The sequence below is a fragment of the Lutibacter sp. genome (genome assembly GCF_021647475.1).
GTDB lineage: Bacteria > Bacteroidota > Bacteroidia > Flavobacteriales > Flavobacteriaceae > Lutibacter.
Genome location: NZ_JAKIUR010000022.1, coordinates 16,034 through 30,691 on the forward strand (window position 1 = coordinate 16,034; position 14,658 = coordinate 30,691).

Below are 14,658 nucleotides of genomic sequence, written 5' to 3' on the forward strand. Positions count from 1 at the left end.
AAATTACATATTTCTACGATATTGTCCACCAACTTTAAACAACGCTTCTGTAATTTCACCAATAGAACAAACTTTACAAGCTTCCATTAATTGTTCAAAAATATTTTCGTTATTAATAGCTTTTTGTTTTAATAAAGTAAGTTGTTCTTCCACTTTTTTTACATTTCCTATATTTAAGTTTTTAACAACCGTAATTTGATATTTCTTTTCTTCTTCTGTTGCTCTAATTACTTCCTGTGGTAAAATGGTTGGTGAGCCTTTACTGCTCAAAAATGTATTAACACCAATTATCGGAAACTCTCCAGTATGTTTTAAAGTTTCATAATACAAACTCTCTTCTTGTATTTTACTGCGTTGATACATGGTTTCCATAGCGCCTAAAACACCACCACGTTCTGTAATTCTATCAAATTCAACATAAATGGCTTCTTCAACTAAATCGGTTAATTCTTCAATAATAAAAGCACCTTGAATTGGATTTTCATTTTTTGTCAAGCCTAATTCTTTATTAATAATTAATTGAATTGCCATAGCTCTTCGTACACTTTCTTCGGTTGGAGTTGTAATGGCTTCATCGTACGCATTGGTATGCAAACTATTACAATTATCATAAATGGCATACAACGCTTGTAATGTAGTGCGAATATCATTAAAATCTATTTCCTGTGCATGTAAACTTCTACCGGAAGTTTGAATATGATATTTTAGCATTTGAGATCGCGGGTTAGCTCCGTATTTATTTTTCATTGCTTTGGCCCAAATTTTGCGTGCAACTCTACCAATTACTGCATACTCAGGGTCAATTCCATTTGAGAAGAAGAACGATAAATTTGGACCGAATTTGTTAATATCCATTCCTCTTGATAAATAATATTCCACATAGGTAAATCCGTTAGCCAGTGTAAATGCTAATTGCGAAATAGGGTTTGCACCGGCTTCTGCAATATGATATCCTGAAATAGAAACAGAATAAAAATTACGAATTTTGTTCTCAATAAAATATTCTTGAACATCACCCATTAAACGTAAGGCAAACTCCGTTGAAAAAATACACGTGTTTTGTGCCTGATCTTCTTTTAAAATATCTGCCTGAACCGTTCCGCGAACTTTTGCAATGGTTTCGGCTTTAATTTTTTGATACACTTCTTTTGGTAAAATTTCATCACCAGTTACACCAAGTAACATAAGTCCTAAACCATTATTTCCTTCGGGAAGTTCTCCCTGATATTTAGGTCGTTCAACTCCTTTATTTTTAAAGATGGTTTTTATTTTTGCTTCTGTTTCTTTTTCTAGGTTATTTTTAACAATGTATTTTTCACATTTCTGATCAATAGCAGCATTCATAAAATAGCCAAGCATCATAGGTGCAGGACCGTTAATAGTCATTGAAACTGAAGTCATAGGATTAGTTAACTCAAATCCTGAATACAATTTTTTAGCATCGTCTAAACAACAAATAGAAACTCCTGCATTTCCAATTTTTCCATAGATATCTGGTCTAATATCAGGGTCATTTCCATACAATGTTACCGAATCAAAAGCTGTAGATAATCTTTTGGCAGGCATTCCTAAACTTACATAATGAAATCGTCTGTTGGTGCGTTCCGGTCCGCCTTCACCGGCAAACATTCGAGTTGGATCTTCGCCTGTCCGTTTAAAAGGATAAATTCCTGCTGTGTAAGGAAATCCCCCAGGAACATTTTCTTCTAAAGTCCAAAGTAAAATATCGCCCCAAGCTTCATATTTTGGCAAAGCTATTTTTGGAATTTGTAAATGAGATAAAGATTCGGTATGTGTTTTTATATTGATTTCTTTATTGCGAACTTTAAAGGAATATATTTCGTTTTTGTAAGCTTGTTTTTTCGTTTCCCAATTTAAAATTGTATTCCAGTTGTGTGGATTTAAATCCATTTTAACTTTTGAAAATTCTTTGAATAGAAGCAATAAGAAGTCTTTAGATTCGTCATTCTGAACCTGCCTCGCCGGCAGGCAGGCTTGTTTCAGAATCTCATCCTCATTCAATCCAATTTCTGAAAGGAAAGATTGCTTTGTTTTACTCTCAATGACGTTCCCAACCGAACAGATAGTTTTATAAATTCCATATAATTTTTGAGCAATTTCTTTTTGGGTAATTGCAGTTTTGGTATAATTTCTATTGTTTTCGGTAATTTCAGATAAATAACGAGTTCTATTTGGAGGTATAATGTGTTGCTTTTCTTGAATTTTGTAAAGTTCGTGAAAATTACTTTTAAAATTAGCAGTTGTTTTTTCGTTTAATTTTTTGATTAAAATGCTATATAGTTCATTGATTCCTGGATCGTTAAATTGTGAAGCGGTAGTGCCATAAACTGGCATATCTTCAACATTTTTATCAAATAAATTATGATTGCGTTGATATTGTTTTTTAACATCCCGCAAAGCATCTAAAGCACCACGTTTATCAAATTTATTGAGTGCAATTATATCGGCAAAATCAATCATGTCAATTTTTTCCAATTGAGTTGCAGCACCGTATTCCGGAGTCATTACATACAACGAAACATCAGAATGATCTAAAATTTCAGTATCACTTTGTCCAATTCCTGAAGTTTCCAACAAAATTAAATCGTAGCCAGCAACTTTTAAAATAGCAATAGCATCACTTACGTGTTTTGATAAAGCTACATTTGATGCTCTTGTAGCCAAAGAACGCATATAAACTCGGTTATTGTTTATGGCATTCATTCTAATTCGATCTCCTAATAATGCACCACCAGTTTTACGTTTTGATGGATCAACAGAAATAATCCCCAATGTTTTTGTTGGAAAATCTACTAAAAATCTTCGAACAATTTCATCTACGGTAGATGATTTACCTGAGCCCCCAGTTCCTGTAATTCCTAAAACCGGAATTTTAGAATTACTTGCTTTGTGTCTAATTTCATCAAGAAAATCTTTGTGTTTCGATGTGAAATTTTCCGCAGCAGAAATAGTTTGTGCTATTTGAGTTGTGTTTTTATTTTTTAAATTGGAAAGTTTAAAGTTTATGGATTTACCTGTTGGAAAATCACATTTTTCAATCATGTCATTAATCATTCCTTGCAATCCCATTGCTCTACCATCATCAGGAGTATAAATTTTTGTAATTCCATACGCCATTAAATCTTTAATTTCTTCAGGAAGAATTACGCCACCACCGCCGCCAAATATTTTAATTTGTGAAGCTCCTTTTTCTTGTAGTAAATCATACATGTATTTAAAATACTCATTATGTCCACCTTGGTATGATGTTAATGCTATTGCATTTGCATCTTCTTGTATCGCACAATTCACGACCTCTTCCACACTTCTATCATGCCCTAAATGAATCACTTCAACGCCTGTTGCCTGAATAATTCTTCGCATAATATTAATGGCTGCATCATGACCATCAAAAAGAGATGCAGCAGTTACAATTCGTATTTTATTTTTAGGTTGATATGGTGTTATTTTTTCCATGAGATAAGCTAGATTTCTAGACTTGCAATTTAGCCAAAATTTATAAGTATCACGTTGTTTAATTTTGTGTAACTTTTAATAAAAATTAAAAAACAACTCTAAAAATAGAGTAAATTGATTCGTTTGACAAAATATGTTTAAATAAAATTAAAAAATAGCATACATCTGTTAAAAAATAATTTCAATAAGGATGTGTGTTTTAGATTTTATTTAAAGTTTGTTGTTTTTTAAAAGCCATTATAATCTAGTATATTTGTAGTACTAAAAATAAATAAATTTTTTACCTAAGGGTACATTGTAAAATTTGATTAAAATGACATTTAAAGAAGAAATAAAACAAGGAATTCCAACTGAATTGCCTTCAAAAAAAGCATACGATTTAGATATAAATCACGCTCCTAAAAGAAAAGAAATTTTAGATACTGAAGAAAAAAGTTTAGCAGTTGCAAATGCCTTGAGATATTTTGATAAAAAATATCATTCAATACTAGCAAAAGAATTTGCTGAAGAATTAAAAGAATACGGTAGAATTTACATGTATCGTTTTCGTCCTTCTTATAAAATGTATGCTCGTCCTATTCAAGAATATCCTGGAAAATGCAATCAAGCAAAAGCTATTATGCATATGATTCAAAATAATTTGAATGAAGTAGTAGCACAACATCCTCATGAATTAATTACTTATGGCGGTAACGGAGCAGTTTTTCAAAATTGGGCTCAATATTTAGTAACTATGCAATATTTAAGTGAGATGACTGAAGAGCAAACTTTAGTGATGTATTCTGGACATCCAATGGGTTTGTTTCCATCACATAAAAATGCTCCAAGAGTGGTGGTAACTAACGGAATGATGATTCCAAATTACAGTAAGCAAGATGATTGGGAAAAATATAATGCACTTGGCGTTACGCAATACGGACAAATGACCGCTGGTAGTTATATGTATATTGGTCCACAAGGAATTGTACACGGAACCACAATTACCGTTTTAAATGCCGGTAGAAAAATTGCTAAACATGGAGAAGGTTTAGCGGGTAAACTCTTTGTAACTTCCGGTTTAGGAGGAATGAGTGGGGCACAACCAAAAGCAGGGAATATTGCAGGTTGTATAACGGTTTGTGCCGAGGTAAATCCGAAAGCAGTACACACGCGTCATTCGCAACATTGGGTAGATGAGGTTTTTACCGATTTAGATGAATTAGCGACAAGAATTAAAAAAGCAAAAGCTAATAAAGAAATTGTTTCCATTGCTTATCAAGGTAATGTAGTTGAGGTTTGGGAAAAATTTGATGAAGAAGATGTATATATCGATTTAGGTTCTGACCAAACATCACTACACAATCCTTGGGCTGGTGGCTATTATCCTGTTGGACTTTCGTTTGAAGAATCCAATACATTAATGGTTGAAAATTCGGTATTATTTAAAGAAAAAGTACAAGAAAGTTTAAGAAGACAAGTAGCGGCAATTAATAAACATACCGCAAAAGGAACGTACTTTTTTGATTATGGAAATGCATTTTTATTAGAATCAAGCAGAGCTGGAGCAGCTATTTTTGCTGAGAATGGAAAAGATTTTAGATACCATTCGTATGTGCAAGATATTATGGGACCTATGTGTTTTGATTATGGTTTTGGACCGTTCCGTTGGGTTTGTACCAGTGCAAATCCTACAGATTTAGAAAAAACAGATACCATTGCTTGCGAAGTGTTAGAAGAAATTAAAAAACATGTTCCTTCAGAAATTCAACAACAAATGGCTGATAATATTCATTGGATAAAAGGAGCACAAGAAAATAAATTAGTAGTGGGCTCTCAAGCAAGGATATTATACGCAGATGCGGAAGGAAGAATGAAAATTGCCAAAGCTTTTAACGATGCCATTAAAAAAGGAAAAATTTCAGCACCAATTGTTATAGGTAGAGATCATCATGATGTTTCAGGTACAGATTCTCCTTTTCGTGAAACTTCAAATATTTATGATGGTTCTCAGTTTACCGCAGATATGGCTATTCAAAATGTAATAGGTGATAGTTTTAGAGGAGCTACTTGGGTATCCATTCATAATGGAGGTGGAGTAGGTTGGGGAGAAGTAATAAATGGTGGCTTTGGTATGGTTCTTGATGGTAGTATAGAAGCAGAAAAGCGTTTAAAAAGCATGCTTTTTTGGGATGTAAATAATGGTATTTCCAGACGAAATTGGGCAAGAAATGAAGGATCAACCTTTGCAATTAAAAGAGCAATGAAAAATAATCCAGAATTGAAAGTAACCATGCCAAATTTAGTGGACGATTCATTATTACAAAATTTATTTTAATATTAAATATTCTTTACCATGAAACTCATAAAATTAATTCCAATTGCTATTCTTTTTTTAATGGCTTCTTGTAGCTCTGTTAGGGTTACTGCTGATTATGATACACACACCAATTTTGCAAAATATAAAACTTTTGCATTTTATAAAAAAGGTATTGATAAAGTTAAAATTTCAGATTTAGATAAACGAAGAATTTTAAGAGCAATAGAACATGAATTGGAAGCAAAAGGATTAACCAAATCTGATCATCCAGATTTATTAGTGAATATTTTTACAAAATCTCGTCAAAAAGTAAACGTATATAATAACTCTATGTATTTTGGTTGGCATCCTTGGTATTATGGACCTGATTTTGGAATGCAAATTTCAAAATATACTGAAGGCACTTTGTTTATCGATTTAATTGATACTCAAAAAAAAGAGTTAGCATGGCAAGGAATAGGAAGTGGAGCATTAAATACTTCAGGCAACGTAGCTAAAAAAGAAGAACGAATTAAAAATTTTGTAGCTGAGGTTATGGCAAAATATCCACCAGCTGTAAATTAGAAAAACATAAATAGAGAAATAAAGAGGCTGTCTAAAAAGTTTTGAGTCGTCATTCTGAATTTAATTCAGAATCTCATTCTGGAAATTTCCAGTTGTTATAAGAACCTGAAACAAGCTCGCCTGCTGTTGGTAGGTTTAGGTTGACGATTTTTTTACTTTTTAGACGGTCTTTTTTTGTTAGTTTTGTAATATGCAATTTAAAAAGCTAATTCCTTTAGAAGAAGGAGATTATTATATGAATGAAGAAGGTTACCGGGTTTTTACGGAACAATATCATTTAAAAAGAGGGTATTGTTGTAAAAGTGGCTGTAAACATTGTCCGTATGGTTATGATAAAAAAACAGATAGTTTCAAAAAATAAATTAAGAATTATGTTTAAAAGATTAATTTTAATAGTAATTGTATTTCAATTTACAGCTTGTGCTGAATTGCAACAAGTGGTTAATCAGTTACCAAATGGTGGAATTACAAATAGCCAAATAGCGAGTGGATTAAAAGAAGCATTAGATAAAGGAATTACGGATAAAGTAAGTTTGTTAGCGGTGAAAGATGGTTTTTATAAAAATAAATTGGTAAAAATAGTTTTACCTTCAGAATTGCAAAAAGTTGATAATACGTTACGGAAAATAGGATTATCAAAAGTTGCAGACGAAGGATTAAAAGTTTTAAATAGGGCAGCAGAAAACGCTGTTGGTGAAGCTATTCCTATTTTTGTAAATGCTATAAAAGGAATGACTTTTACAGATGCTAGAAATATTTTATTAGGAAATAAAAATGCTGCAACTACCTATTTAAAAAATAAAACTAACTCAGCTTTATATCAAAAATTTAAACCAATAATAAGTGCTTCTTTTAAAAAAGTAGGTGCAGATAAAATTTGGAATAATTTAATAACCAAATACAATAATTTACCATTAACTAATAATGTAAATCCAGATTTAACGGATTATGTTACAGGTCAAGCTTTGAAAGGTGTTTATACTATGGTTGAAGTTGAAGAAAATGAAATTAGAACCAAAGTAAGTAGTAGAAATACTGATTTATTACGAAAAGTTTTTGCATTGCAAGATAAGTAATATCAAGTATTTGTTTAATTTTCAAGTTTTTACAAAATTATTTTTTATTTAATTTAGGTTAAAAGGGTAACAAAATATTGTATAATTGTATATACAGATATAAATATAAAATATATTAATTATGAAAACTTTAAAAAACACAATCATATTATTTTTATTATCATTAATACTAATTAATTGTAGCTCCAATCCAACCGATCCAACCGATCCTTGTACCAATAAAAAAATTGTTGGATTTTCTTTAAGCGACTATCCCACTACAAATACAATTAGGCAAGCAGATTTAACTTTTGGTGAATTTAACGGTAATGGTTTTATAAATACTGTCCCTCCAACTCAATCAGTAACAATAGGTAGAATGTCACCTAATGATGCCAACGCATTTAATCCTAATACAAATATTTATAGTTTTTTAATGACTTCATCTCATAAAATAACCAATTTTGATAAAAGTAACAATACAATTTCTGAGGTAGATTTGCCAGTAGGGTTTGATGGATGCAAAGGGTTAACATATTCTCAAATAACCGACAAATATTATACTGTACAAACCACTTCCAATGCAACTACTTTATATGAATTTTCAATACCCAATCTAACTTCACCTATAGTATTTTCAAATAGTATTACTCTTTATACAGGAACGGAAGCTTCTGATGCTGTACTTTATCAATCTTATTTTGGTTTAACTACTAATAACGCTGGAAATTTATACATATTAACTAACAAAGATATTATAGTAGTTGATTTAACTAACTTTACAACTACTACGCCTATTTTTAAAACTTTTAGTAATCCATTTAGTAGTCCTGATAAATTTTCAGGAATTGAATATGATGACGTAAATAATAGACTTTTATATTTATCTAGTTCTCCAAATAATAATTTTTTAGAATTAAGAGAAACAAGTTTACCTATTGGAACTGCTTATGGTAATTCAGTTGTAAATTTAAATGCTTATGCTTCGGATTTTAATTATGAATTTCATAGTACAGTATTAGCTTGTGATGGTTCTTATATTATTTCAAACCATATAGATAATCAACCACAAATAGAAACTCGATTTATTAAAGTTGATGCAAATAATACAGTTAATATGGTTACCATACCAAACCATATATTTGGATTTCAAAAAATAAACTAAAAATAGTTGAAAAGACTAAAAATGAGCTGAGTAAAATAATAGTCATTTTAATTTGGACGATAAAAGTTTAAAATAATGAATAGAGCTGCGGAAGACACTGGTAAAAAAGTGATTCCAAGGCTTTTTTTTATTTAATTCAATTATCAAAAACTCTTTTCATAAAGTAGGTGCGGATAAAATTTGGAATAATTTAATAACCAAATACAATAATTTACCATTAACTAATAATGTAAATCCAGATTTAACGGATTATGTAACAAACCAAGCATTAAAGGGTGTTTATACTATGGTTGAAGTTGAAGAAAATGAAATTAGAACCAAAGTAAGTAGCAGAAATACTGATTTATTACGAAATTTTTTTGCATTGCAAGATAGAAATAAACCCTAATCAATATTCTAAAATAGTTTCCATTTCCTGTTGAATTTTCAAAGCTTCTTGCTGTGCTTTTTTTGCAAAGTCAACGCTATTTTCAGCATAAATAATACTTCTGGAAGAGTTTACTAATAAACCACAATCTTTAGTTAATCCATATTTACAAACTCCTTTTAAATCGCCACCTTGAGCTCCAATGCCAGGAACTAATAAAAAGTGATTTGGTACTATTGCTCTAATTTCTTTAAAATGTTCAGGTCGTGTAGCACCCACAACAAACATTAAATTATCAGCATTTTTCCAAGTTAACGAAGTCTTTAAAACCGATTTGTACAATTCTTCTTTGGGAGTTTTTAAGGTCTGAAAATCCATTCCGCCTTCATTTGAGGTTAAGGTTAGTAAAATGGTATTTTTATTTTCAAAAGCTAAAAAAGGTTCTACCGAATCTTTTCCCATATATGGAGCAACAGTAATAGCATCAAAATTTAAATCTTCAAAAAAGGCTTTAGCATACCGAGTTGAAGTATTCCCAATATCGCCACGTTTAGCATCGGCAATGGTAAAAATTTCAGGATAATTGGTGTTAATATAATTAATTGTTTTCTCCAAAGCCATCCAACCTTTAATTCCGTAGGCTTCATAAAAAGCGATATTAGGTTTGTAGGCAACCGCTAAATGGTGAGTTGCATCAATCAATTGTTTGTTAAATTCAAAAATAGGATCTTTTTCAGCTAATAAATGAATTGGAATTTTAGTTAAATCAACGTCTAGTCCAATACATAAAAACGATTTTTTTTGTTGAATTTGATTAATTAGTTCTTGTCGGTTCATAAATTTGAATAAAGAATTACACAAAAGTAATAATTTTAATACTTTAAGTTATATTTGTGAATCAAATTAAATTTCTTGCTACACTATATTTTACATAAAATTGGCTATGCTTTACTCACTTTATTCGGTGTAGTAACGGTGATTTTCTTTTTATTTAATGTGTTGCCAGGTGATCCTTCCAGAATGATGTTAGACCAGCAAGAAGATAGTGCGCAACTTCAAAATATTAGAAAAAAATATGGATTTGATCAGCCAATTTCAAAACAATATCTTTATTATGTAAACGATTTATCTCCTATATCAATTCATAGTAAAAACACCAAAGATTTTACTTTTTTAACTCCGGGTAAATATAATTATCAAACGTTATTAAACTTCAAAAACTATTCGCTAGTATTAAAATATCCGTATTTGAGAAAATCTTTTCAAAAAACAGATAAAAAAGTATCAGAAATTATTGCTGAAACTTTGCCTAATACAGCAGTTTTAGCAGTTTCTGCAATTGTAATTGCAATACTTTTAGGAATACTATTTGGAATTTTATCTGCCATTTATAAGGATACTTTTTTTGATAGAATTATTTCAGTTTTAAGTACTTTAGGAATGAGTGTTCCTTCCTTTTTTTCAGCCATACTTTTTGCATGGTTTTTTGGATTTGTATTACACAAATACACTCATTTGAATATGACAGGAAGTTTATATGAAGTTGGTGATTTTGGTGAAAAAATAGCAATTCAATGGAAAAATTTACTATTACCAGCTATAGTTTTAGGAATAAGGCCTTTGGCGGTTATTATCCAATTAATGCGAAATTCGTTATTAGAAGTTTTAAATCAAGATTATATTAGAACTGCTAGAGCAAAAGGGCTTTCCACGTATAAAATCATAAAAACGCACGCGTTAAAAAATGCATTAAATCCTGTGGTAACAGCGGTTTCTGGATGGTTTGCTTCTATGTTGGCAGGTGCCGTTTTTGTAGAGTATATTTTTAATTGGAATGGGTTGGGAAAAGAAATTGTTAATGCGTTAAACACGTTAGATTTACCAGTAATTATGGGAAGTGTATTGGTTATTGCCTTTATGTTTATCATTATCAATATTTTGGTAGATGTTGTATATGGATTGTTAGACCCAAAAGTAAGATTAACATAATTAATTTAATACGAAAACGAATTCGTACTATCAGAAGTAGAACAATTAAAAGGTAGCTTTATTTGCCTAATTTTGTAAATTAAAATATAGTAAAATGAGAACTAAAATAGTAGCAGGAAACTGGAAAATGAATAACGATTTAAAAGCTTCTAAATCGTTAGCAAAAAAAATAGTAAAAAGCATTAAAAAAACAGCTTTAAAAAATATAAGAGTTATTATTGCTCCAACTTTTGTTAATTTAGAACGCGTAGCTAAAAAAACAAAAGGAACTAAAGTTGAAGTAGCGGCTCAAAATATGCATTTTGAAAAAAGTGGAGCTTTTACAGGTGAAGTTTCAGCGGAAATGATAAAGGCGGTGGGTTCTAAAATTGTAATTTTAGGTCATTCTGAAAGAAGGCAATATTTTGGCGAAACTGATGAAATTTTAGTAAAAAAAGTAAATGCTGCTTTGGCTAATAAAATGGAAGTAATTTTCTGTTTTGGTGAAATTTTAGAAGATAGAAAAGAAAATAATCATTTTAAAGTAGTAGAAAGTCAATTAAAAAATGGATTATTTCATTTAAAAGCAAAAGATTTCAAAAATATTATTTTGGCTTATGAACCTGTTTGGGCAATTGGTACTGGTGAAACAGCATCACCAGAACAAGCTCAGGAAATGCATGCATTTATCCGAAAAATTTTAACTGATAATTATGACGAGTATACTGCTGAAAGTATTTCTATTTTATACGGAGGAAGTGTTAAACCAGCAAATGCTAAAGAAATATTTTCTAAACAAGATGTTGATGGAGGCTTAATTGGTGGAGCAGCTCTAAATAAAGATGCTTTTAAAGCAATTATTGATGCAATTTAATGGATGCCGTTTATATAGGATACAATTTTATTATTCAACCAAAAGAACCAGCTTCTGAAATTTTAATTGCTGAATTAGGAGCTATTGGTTTTGAAAGTTTTGTAGAAACCGATGAAGGCATAACTGCTTACATTCAACAAAAAGATTGGTCTGAATCTATTTTAGATGAAATTTATGTGTTACAGTCCAAAGAATTTGAAATTTCGTATTCCAAAGAAATTATTAAACAGGTAAATTGGAATAGCGAGTGGGAAAAGAATTTCAATCCAATTCAAGTAGCTAATTTGGTAAGTGTTAGAGCACCTTTTCATGAAAATCCAAATTTAAAATATGATATTGTAATTGAACCAAAAATGAGTTTTGGTACAGGTCATCATGAAACTACGCATATGATGATTCAACATTTATTGGCTTTAAATTTAAACAATAAAAAAGTGTTGGATATGGGTTGTAGAACAGGTGTTTTAGCCATTTTAGCTGAAATGAAAGGAGCTAAACCCATTGATGCTATTGATAATGATAATTGGTGTTATTTAAAATCTATTGAAAATATTGAGCGTAATAGCTGCAAGTATATTTCAATTTTTGAAGGTGATGCTTCTTTGCTAAAGGATAAAAATTATGACGTTATTATTGCAAATATCAATCGTAATATTTTGCTAAATGATATCCGTTCTTATACAAATTGTTTAACTAAAAATGGAATTTTATTATTAAGTGGATTTTATAAAGAAGATATTCCAATAATTGATAAAGAAGTTTCAAAATATGGTTTAAAATTAAATAAAACTATTGAACGAAATAATTGGGTAGCTTTGAAGTATGTAAAATAAGTTATAATTTTGTTGTATGAGCACAAAGAAAAAAATACAAGAAGAGGTTGATGTACTTGAAGAAGAAACTCAACAACACGAAATTGTATTGTTTAATGATGATGTAAATACGTTTGATTTTGTTATCGATTCATTAATTGAAGTTTGTGATCACACTTTAGAGCAAGCGGAGCAATGCACACTGTTAGTACATTACAAAGGAAAATGTACCGTTAAAACAGGTGAATATAACGATTTAAAACCGCGTTGTTCACTATTACTTACCAAAGGATTATCTGCAGAAATTATATAAAAAAAAGTCAGTATTTAATACGAAACACTGACTTTTCAAAAAGTTACTCTTAACCAAAAGAACATCATCAATTTTTAGCATGGAAAATATTAAAACAATCGTAACTTTTGATTGTTAGTTGTTGGCATTAGTACGGTACAAATTTTGATTATTGAATAAAATGTAATAACTTTGTAATTACAAAATAAAATTATGGAAATATCTATTATCAAAATCGGAAATTCAAAAGGGCTTCGCTTAAATAAGACTATTTTGGAGAAATACAATATTAAGGAAAAAGTTGAATTGATTCTTGAAAAGGGACAGATTATTCTTCGACCTATTGAAAAACCTAGAAAAGACTGGGAAATCGAGTTTAAAAAAATGAGATTAAATAATGATGACAGATTGTTAATGAACGATGTGTTTGACGATGAAGATCTTGACGAATGGAATTAAAACAGTACGTTATTGTTCTTGTAAATCTTGACCCAACAGTTGGAAGTGAAATAAAAAAGACTAGACCTTGTGTGATTATTTCACCAGATGAAATGAATAAATATCTGAATACAATTGTTGTTGCTCCAATGACAACCAATATGAAAAAATATCCTACAAGAGTTTCTGTAGAACATAATGGGAAAAAAGGAATGATTACGATTGACCAAATTCGGAGTATTGATAAAAAAAGAATTGTCAGAGTATTTAATAAACTGACTAAATTGGAAATAAAAAAATGTAAAGAGATCATTAAAGAAACTTTTGTTGATTAAAAGCATTAAATGCCAACAATGCATATCAAAAATTACTTGAACTGACGTAAATAGTATGTTTAAAGAATCAAAATGACAACGGGTTTAATAATAATAAGTTTAACCATTCGTTAAATATTTAAATCTTTAATTTAATAAATTGATTTCTGTGAAAAATATTTCATCTATTGTTCTCGTATTCTTTGTTATTCTATCTTGTAATAAAAATAATAATATTAAAGAAGATATTTCTCAACCTAGCAAAGCAATTGCAGTTTACAACGAAGCCTACCAAGAAAATTTTGAAGCAGACAAAATAGCTGACATTATTAAAAATGCTAAAAATGCGTATGTTTTGGTAGATCCATTTCAGGATGGTGTTGCTGCTTCAATTTCAGAAATTAAATCTAAAGGAAATCAAGTAGGAGCTTACATAAGTATTGGTACAGGCGAAACCTACAGAGACGATTATTCTGCTATGAAACCTTATTTGATTAACACACCTTGGGGACAATGGCCCAATGAATACTTTGTTAATGCTACTAACTCAGGAATAATAGATATTATGAAAGCTAGAATTGATAAAATAGCAAATTGGGGTTGTGATTGGGTTGAATTTGATAATATGGATTGGATTTATGATGATAATTTAAGAGCAACGTATAATTTTCAAGTTACTCAAGCAGAGGGAGTTGCTTATTATCAAGAATTATGTGATTATGTTCATCAAAAAGGAATGAAATGTATGGCAAAAAATACGGTTGAAAATGCTTCAAATTTTGATGGAGTTTTGTATGAATCGTATAATGATGATAAAAATTGGTGGAATCAATCTGGAGCACAAAGTTTTTTGGATGCTGGTAAACTGGTTATCATAAACCATTACAATGAAACAAATTGTGGAAAAGTGTATTCTGAATATAAAAAAATTTATAATGATGATCTTTCTTTTATTTGTGAAGATGCTAATTTAAAAAAATATGTACATTTTAATCAATAACTTTTAAGTCAAATATTTACTGTTTTTTAGTTTATT

General features: G+C 30.0%; 14 protein-coding genes and 1 pseudogene. 13 read left to right on the forward strand and 2 right to left on the reverse strand.

What is annotated here, in order from left to right; all coding sequences use genetic code 11:
* Positions 1–3 precede the first annotated feature (3 nt).
* Positions 4–3,477, reverse strand: coding sequence for a methylmalonyl-CoA mutase family protein (locus tag L3J60_RS06935; RefSeq protein WP_291974766.1), 3,474 nt, complete (start codon positions 3,475–3,477; stop codon positions 4–6).
* A 313-nt stretch (positions 3,478–3,790) separates the two neighbouring features.
* On the opposite strand from L3J60_RS06935, the gene L3J60_RS06940 reads away from it, so the two are divergent.
* From L3J60_RS06940 to L3J60_RS06965, 6 genes and pseudogenes are all read left to right on the forward strand, one after another.
* A complete protein-coding gene (locus tag L3J60_RS06940; protein WP_291974767.1) occupies positions 3,791–5,791 on the forward strand; it encodes a urocanate hydratase in 2,001 nt (666 codons plus the stop codon).
* An 18-nt stretch (positions 5,792–5,809) separates the two neighbouring features.
* Positions 5,810–6,337, forward strand: coding sequence for a DUF4136 domain-containing protein (locus L3J60_RS06945; RefSeq protein WP_291974768.1), 528 nt, complete (start codon positions 5,810–5,812; stop codon positions 6,335–6,337).
* 190 nt (positions 6,338–6,527) lie between these two features.
* On the forward strand, positions 6,528–6,698 hold the full coding sequence (locus L3J60_RS06950; RefSeq protein WP_291974769.1) for a DUF5522 domain-containing protein: 171 nt from the start codon (positions 6,528–6,530) through the stop codon (positions 6,696–6,698).
* A 10-nt stretch (positions 6,699–6,708) separates the two neighbouring features.
* Entirely contained in the window at positions 6,709–7,413 is a 705-nt protein-coding gene (locus L3J60_RS06955; RefSeq protein ID WP_291974770.1) for a DUF4197 domain-containing protein, read from the forward strand.
* Between the two features lie 121 nt (positions 7,414–7,534).
* Positions 7,535–8,557, forward strand: a complete 1,023-nt coding sequence (locus L3J60_RS06960; protein WP_291974771.1) for a hypothetical protein — start codon at positions 7,535–7,537, stop codon at positions 8,555–8,557.
* Between the two features lie 130 nt (positions 8,558–8,687).
* Positions 8,688–8,945 (forward strand): annotated as a pseudogene (locus tag L3J60_RS06965) (DUF4197 family protein); the annotation flags it as partial.
* On the opposite strand, the gene pyrF reads toward L3J60_RS06965, so the two are convergent.
* Positions 8,946–9,761, reverse strand: coding sequence for an orotidine-5'-phosphate decarboxylase (gene pyrF, locus L3J60_RS06970; RefSeq protein ID WP_291974772.1), 816 nt, complete (start codon positions 9,759–9,761; stop codon positions 8,946–8,948).
* Positions 9,762–9,836: 75 nt separating this feature from the next.
* On the opposite strand from pyrF, the gene L3J60_RS06975 reads away from it, so the two are divergent.
* From L3J60_RS06975 to L3J60_RS07005, 7 genes are all read left to right on the forward strand, one after another.
* Complete coding sequence (locus L3J60_RS06975; RefSeq protein ID WP_291974773.1) at positions 9,837–10,913, forward strand: ABC transporter permease; 1,077 nt, start codon at positions 9,837–9,839, stop codon at positions 10,911–10,913.
* Between the two features lie 94 nt (positions 10,914–11,007).
* Positions 11,008–11,766 carry a triose-phosphate isomerase gene (gene tpiA, locus L3J60_RS06980; RefSeq protein WP_291974774.1) on the forward strand — a complete coding sequence of 253 codons (759 nt, stop codon included), beginning with the start codon at positions 11,008–11,010 and terminating at the stop codon, positions 11,764–11,766.
* On the forward strand, positions 11,766–12,599 hold the full coding sequence (gene prmA, locus L3J60_RS06985; RefSeq protein WP_291974775.1) for a 50S ribosomal protein L11 methyltransferase: 834 nt from the start codon (positions 11,766–11,768) through the stop codon (positions 12,597–12,599). The genes tpiA and prmA overlap by 1 nt, the downstream gene beginning before the upstream one ends.
* Before the next feature lie 16 nt (positions 12,600–12,615).
* Positions 12,616–12,891, forward strand: coding sequence for an ATP-dependent Clp protease adaptor ClpS (locus tag L3J60_RS06990; protein ID WP_291974776.1), 276 nt, complete (start codon positions 12,616–12,618; stop codon positions 12,889–12,891).
* A gap of 192 nt (positions 12,892–13,083) precedes the next feature.
* Positions 13,084–13,329, forward strand: coding sequence for an AbrB/MazE/SpoVT family DNA-binding domain-containing protein (locus L3J60_RS06995; protein WP_291974777.1), 246 nt, complete (start codon positions 13,084–13,086; stop codon positions 13,327–13,329).
* Positions 13,320–13,643 (forward strand): type II toxin-antitoxin system PemK/MazF family toxin, encoded by a 324-nt coding sequence (locus tag L3J60_RS07000; protein WP_291974778.1) that lies wholly within the window; start codon positions 13,320–13,322, stop codon positions 13,641–13,643. The genes L3J60_RS06995 and L3J60_RS07000 overlap by 10 nt, the downstream gene beginning before the upstream one ends.
* 148 nt (positions 13,644–13,791) lie before the next feature.
* Entirely contained in the window at positions 13,792–14,622 is an 831-nt protein-coding gene (locus L3J60_RS07005) for an endo alpha-1,4 polygalactosaminidase (RefSeq protein ID WP_291974779.1), read from the forward strand.
* Positions 14,623–14,658: the final 36 nt, after the last annotated feature.

What these genes read in the sequence shown, in the direction of transcription:
- L3J60_RS06935 (WP_291974766.1), bottom strand. Translation starts at nt 3,477, where the DNA reads ATGGAAAAAATAACACCATATCAACCTAAAAATAAAATACGAATTGTA.
- L3J60_RS06940 (WP_291974767.1), top strand. Translation starts at nt 3,791, where the DNA reads ATGACATTTAAAGAAGAAATAAAACAAGGAATTCCAACTGAATTGCCT.
- L3J60_RS06945 (WP_291974768.1), top strand. Translation starts at nt 5,810, where the DNA reads ATGAAACTCATAAAATTAATTCCAATTGCTATTCTTTTTTTAATGGCT.
- L3J60_RS06950 (WP_291974769.1), top strand. Translation starts at nt 6,528, where the DNA reads ATGCAATTTAAAAAGCTAATTCCTTTAGAAGAAGGAGATTATTATATG.
- L3J60_RS06955 (WP_291974770.1), top strand. Translation starts at nt 6,709, where the DNA reads ATGTTTAAAAGATTAATTTTAATAGTAATTGTATTTCAATTTACAGCT.
- L3J60_RS06960 (WP_291974771.1), top strand. Translation starts at nt 7,535, where the DNA reads ATGAAAACTTTAAAAAACACAATCATATTATTTTTATTATCATTAATA.
- pyrF (WP_291974772.1), bottom strand. Translation starts at nt 9,761, where the DNA reads ATGAACCGACAAGAACTAATTAATCAAATTCAACAAAAAAAATCGTTT.
- tpiA (WP_291974774.1), top strand. Translation starts at nt 11,008, where the DNA reads ATGAGAACTAAAATAGTAGCAGGAAACTGGAAAATGAATAACGATTTA.
- prmA (WP_291974775.1), top strand. Translation starts at nt 11,766, where the DNA reads ATGGATGCCGTTTATATAGGATACAATTTTATTATTCAACCAAAAGAA.
- L3J60_RS06990 (WP_291974776.1), top strand. Translation starts at nt 12,616, where the DNA reads ATGAGCACAAAGAAAAAAATACAAGAAGAGGTTGATGTACTTGAAGAA.
- L3J60_RS06995 (WP_291974777.1), top strand. Translation starts at nt 13,084, where the DNA reads ATGGAAATATCTATTATCAAAATCGGAAATTCAAAAGGGCTTCGCTTA.
- L3J60_RS07000 (WP_291974778.1), top strand. Translation starts at nt 13,320, where the DNA reads ATGGAATTAAAACAGTACGTTATTGTTCTTGTAAATCTTGACCCAACA.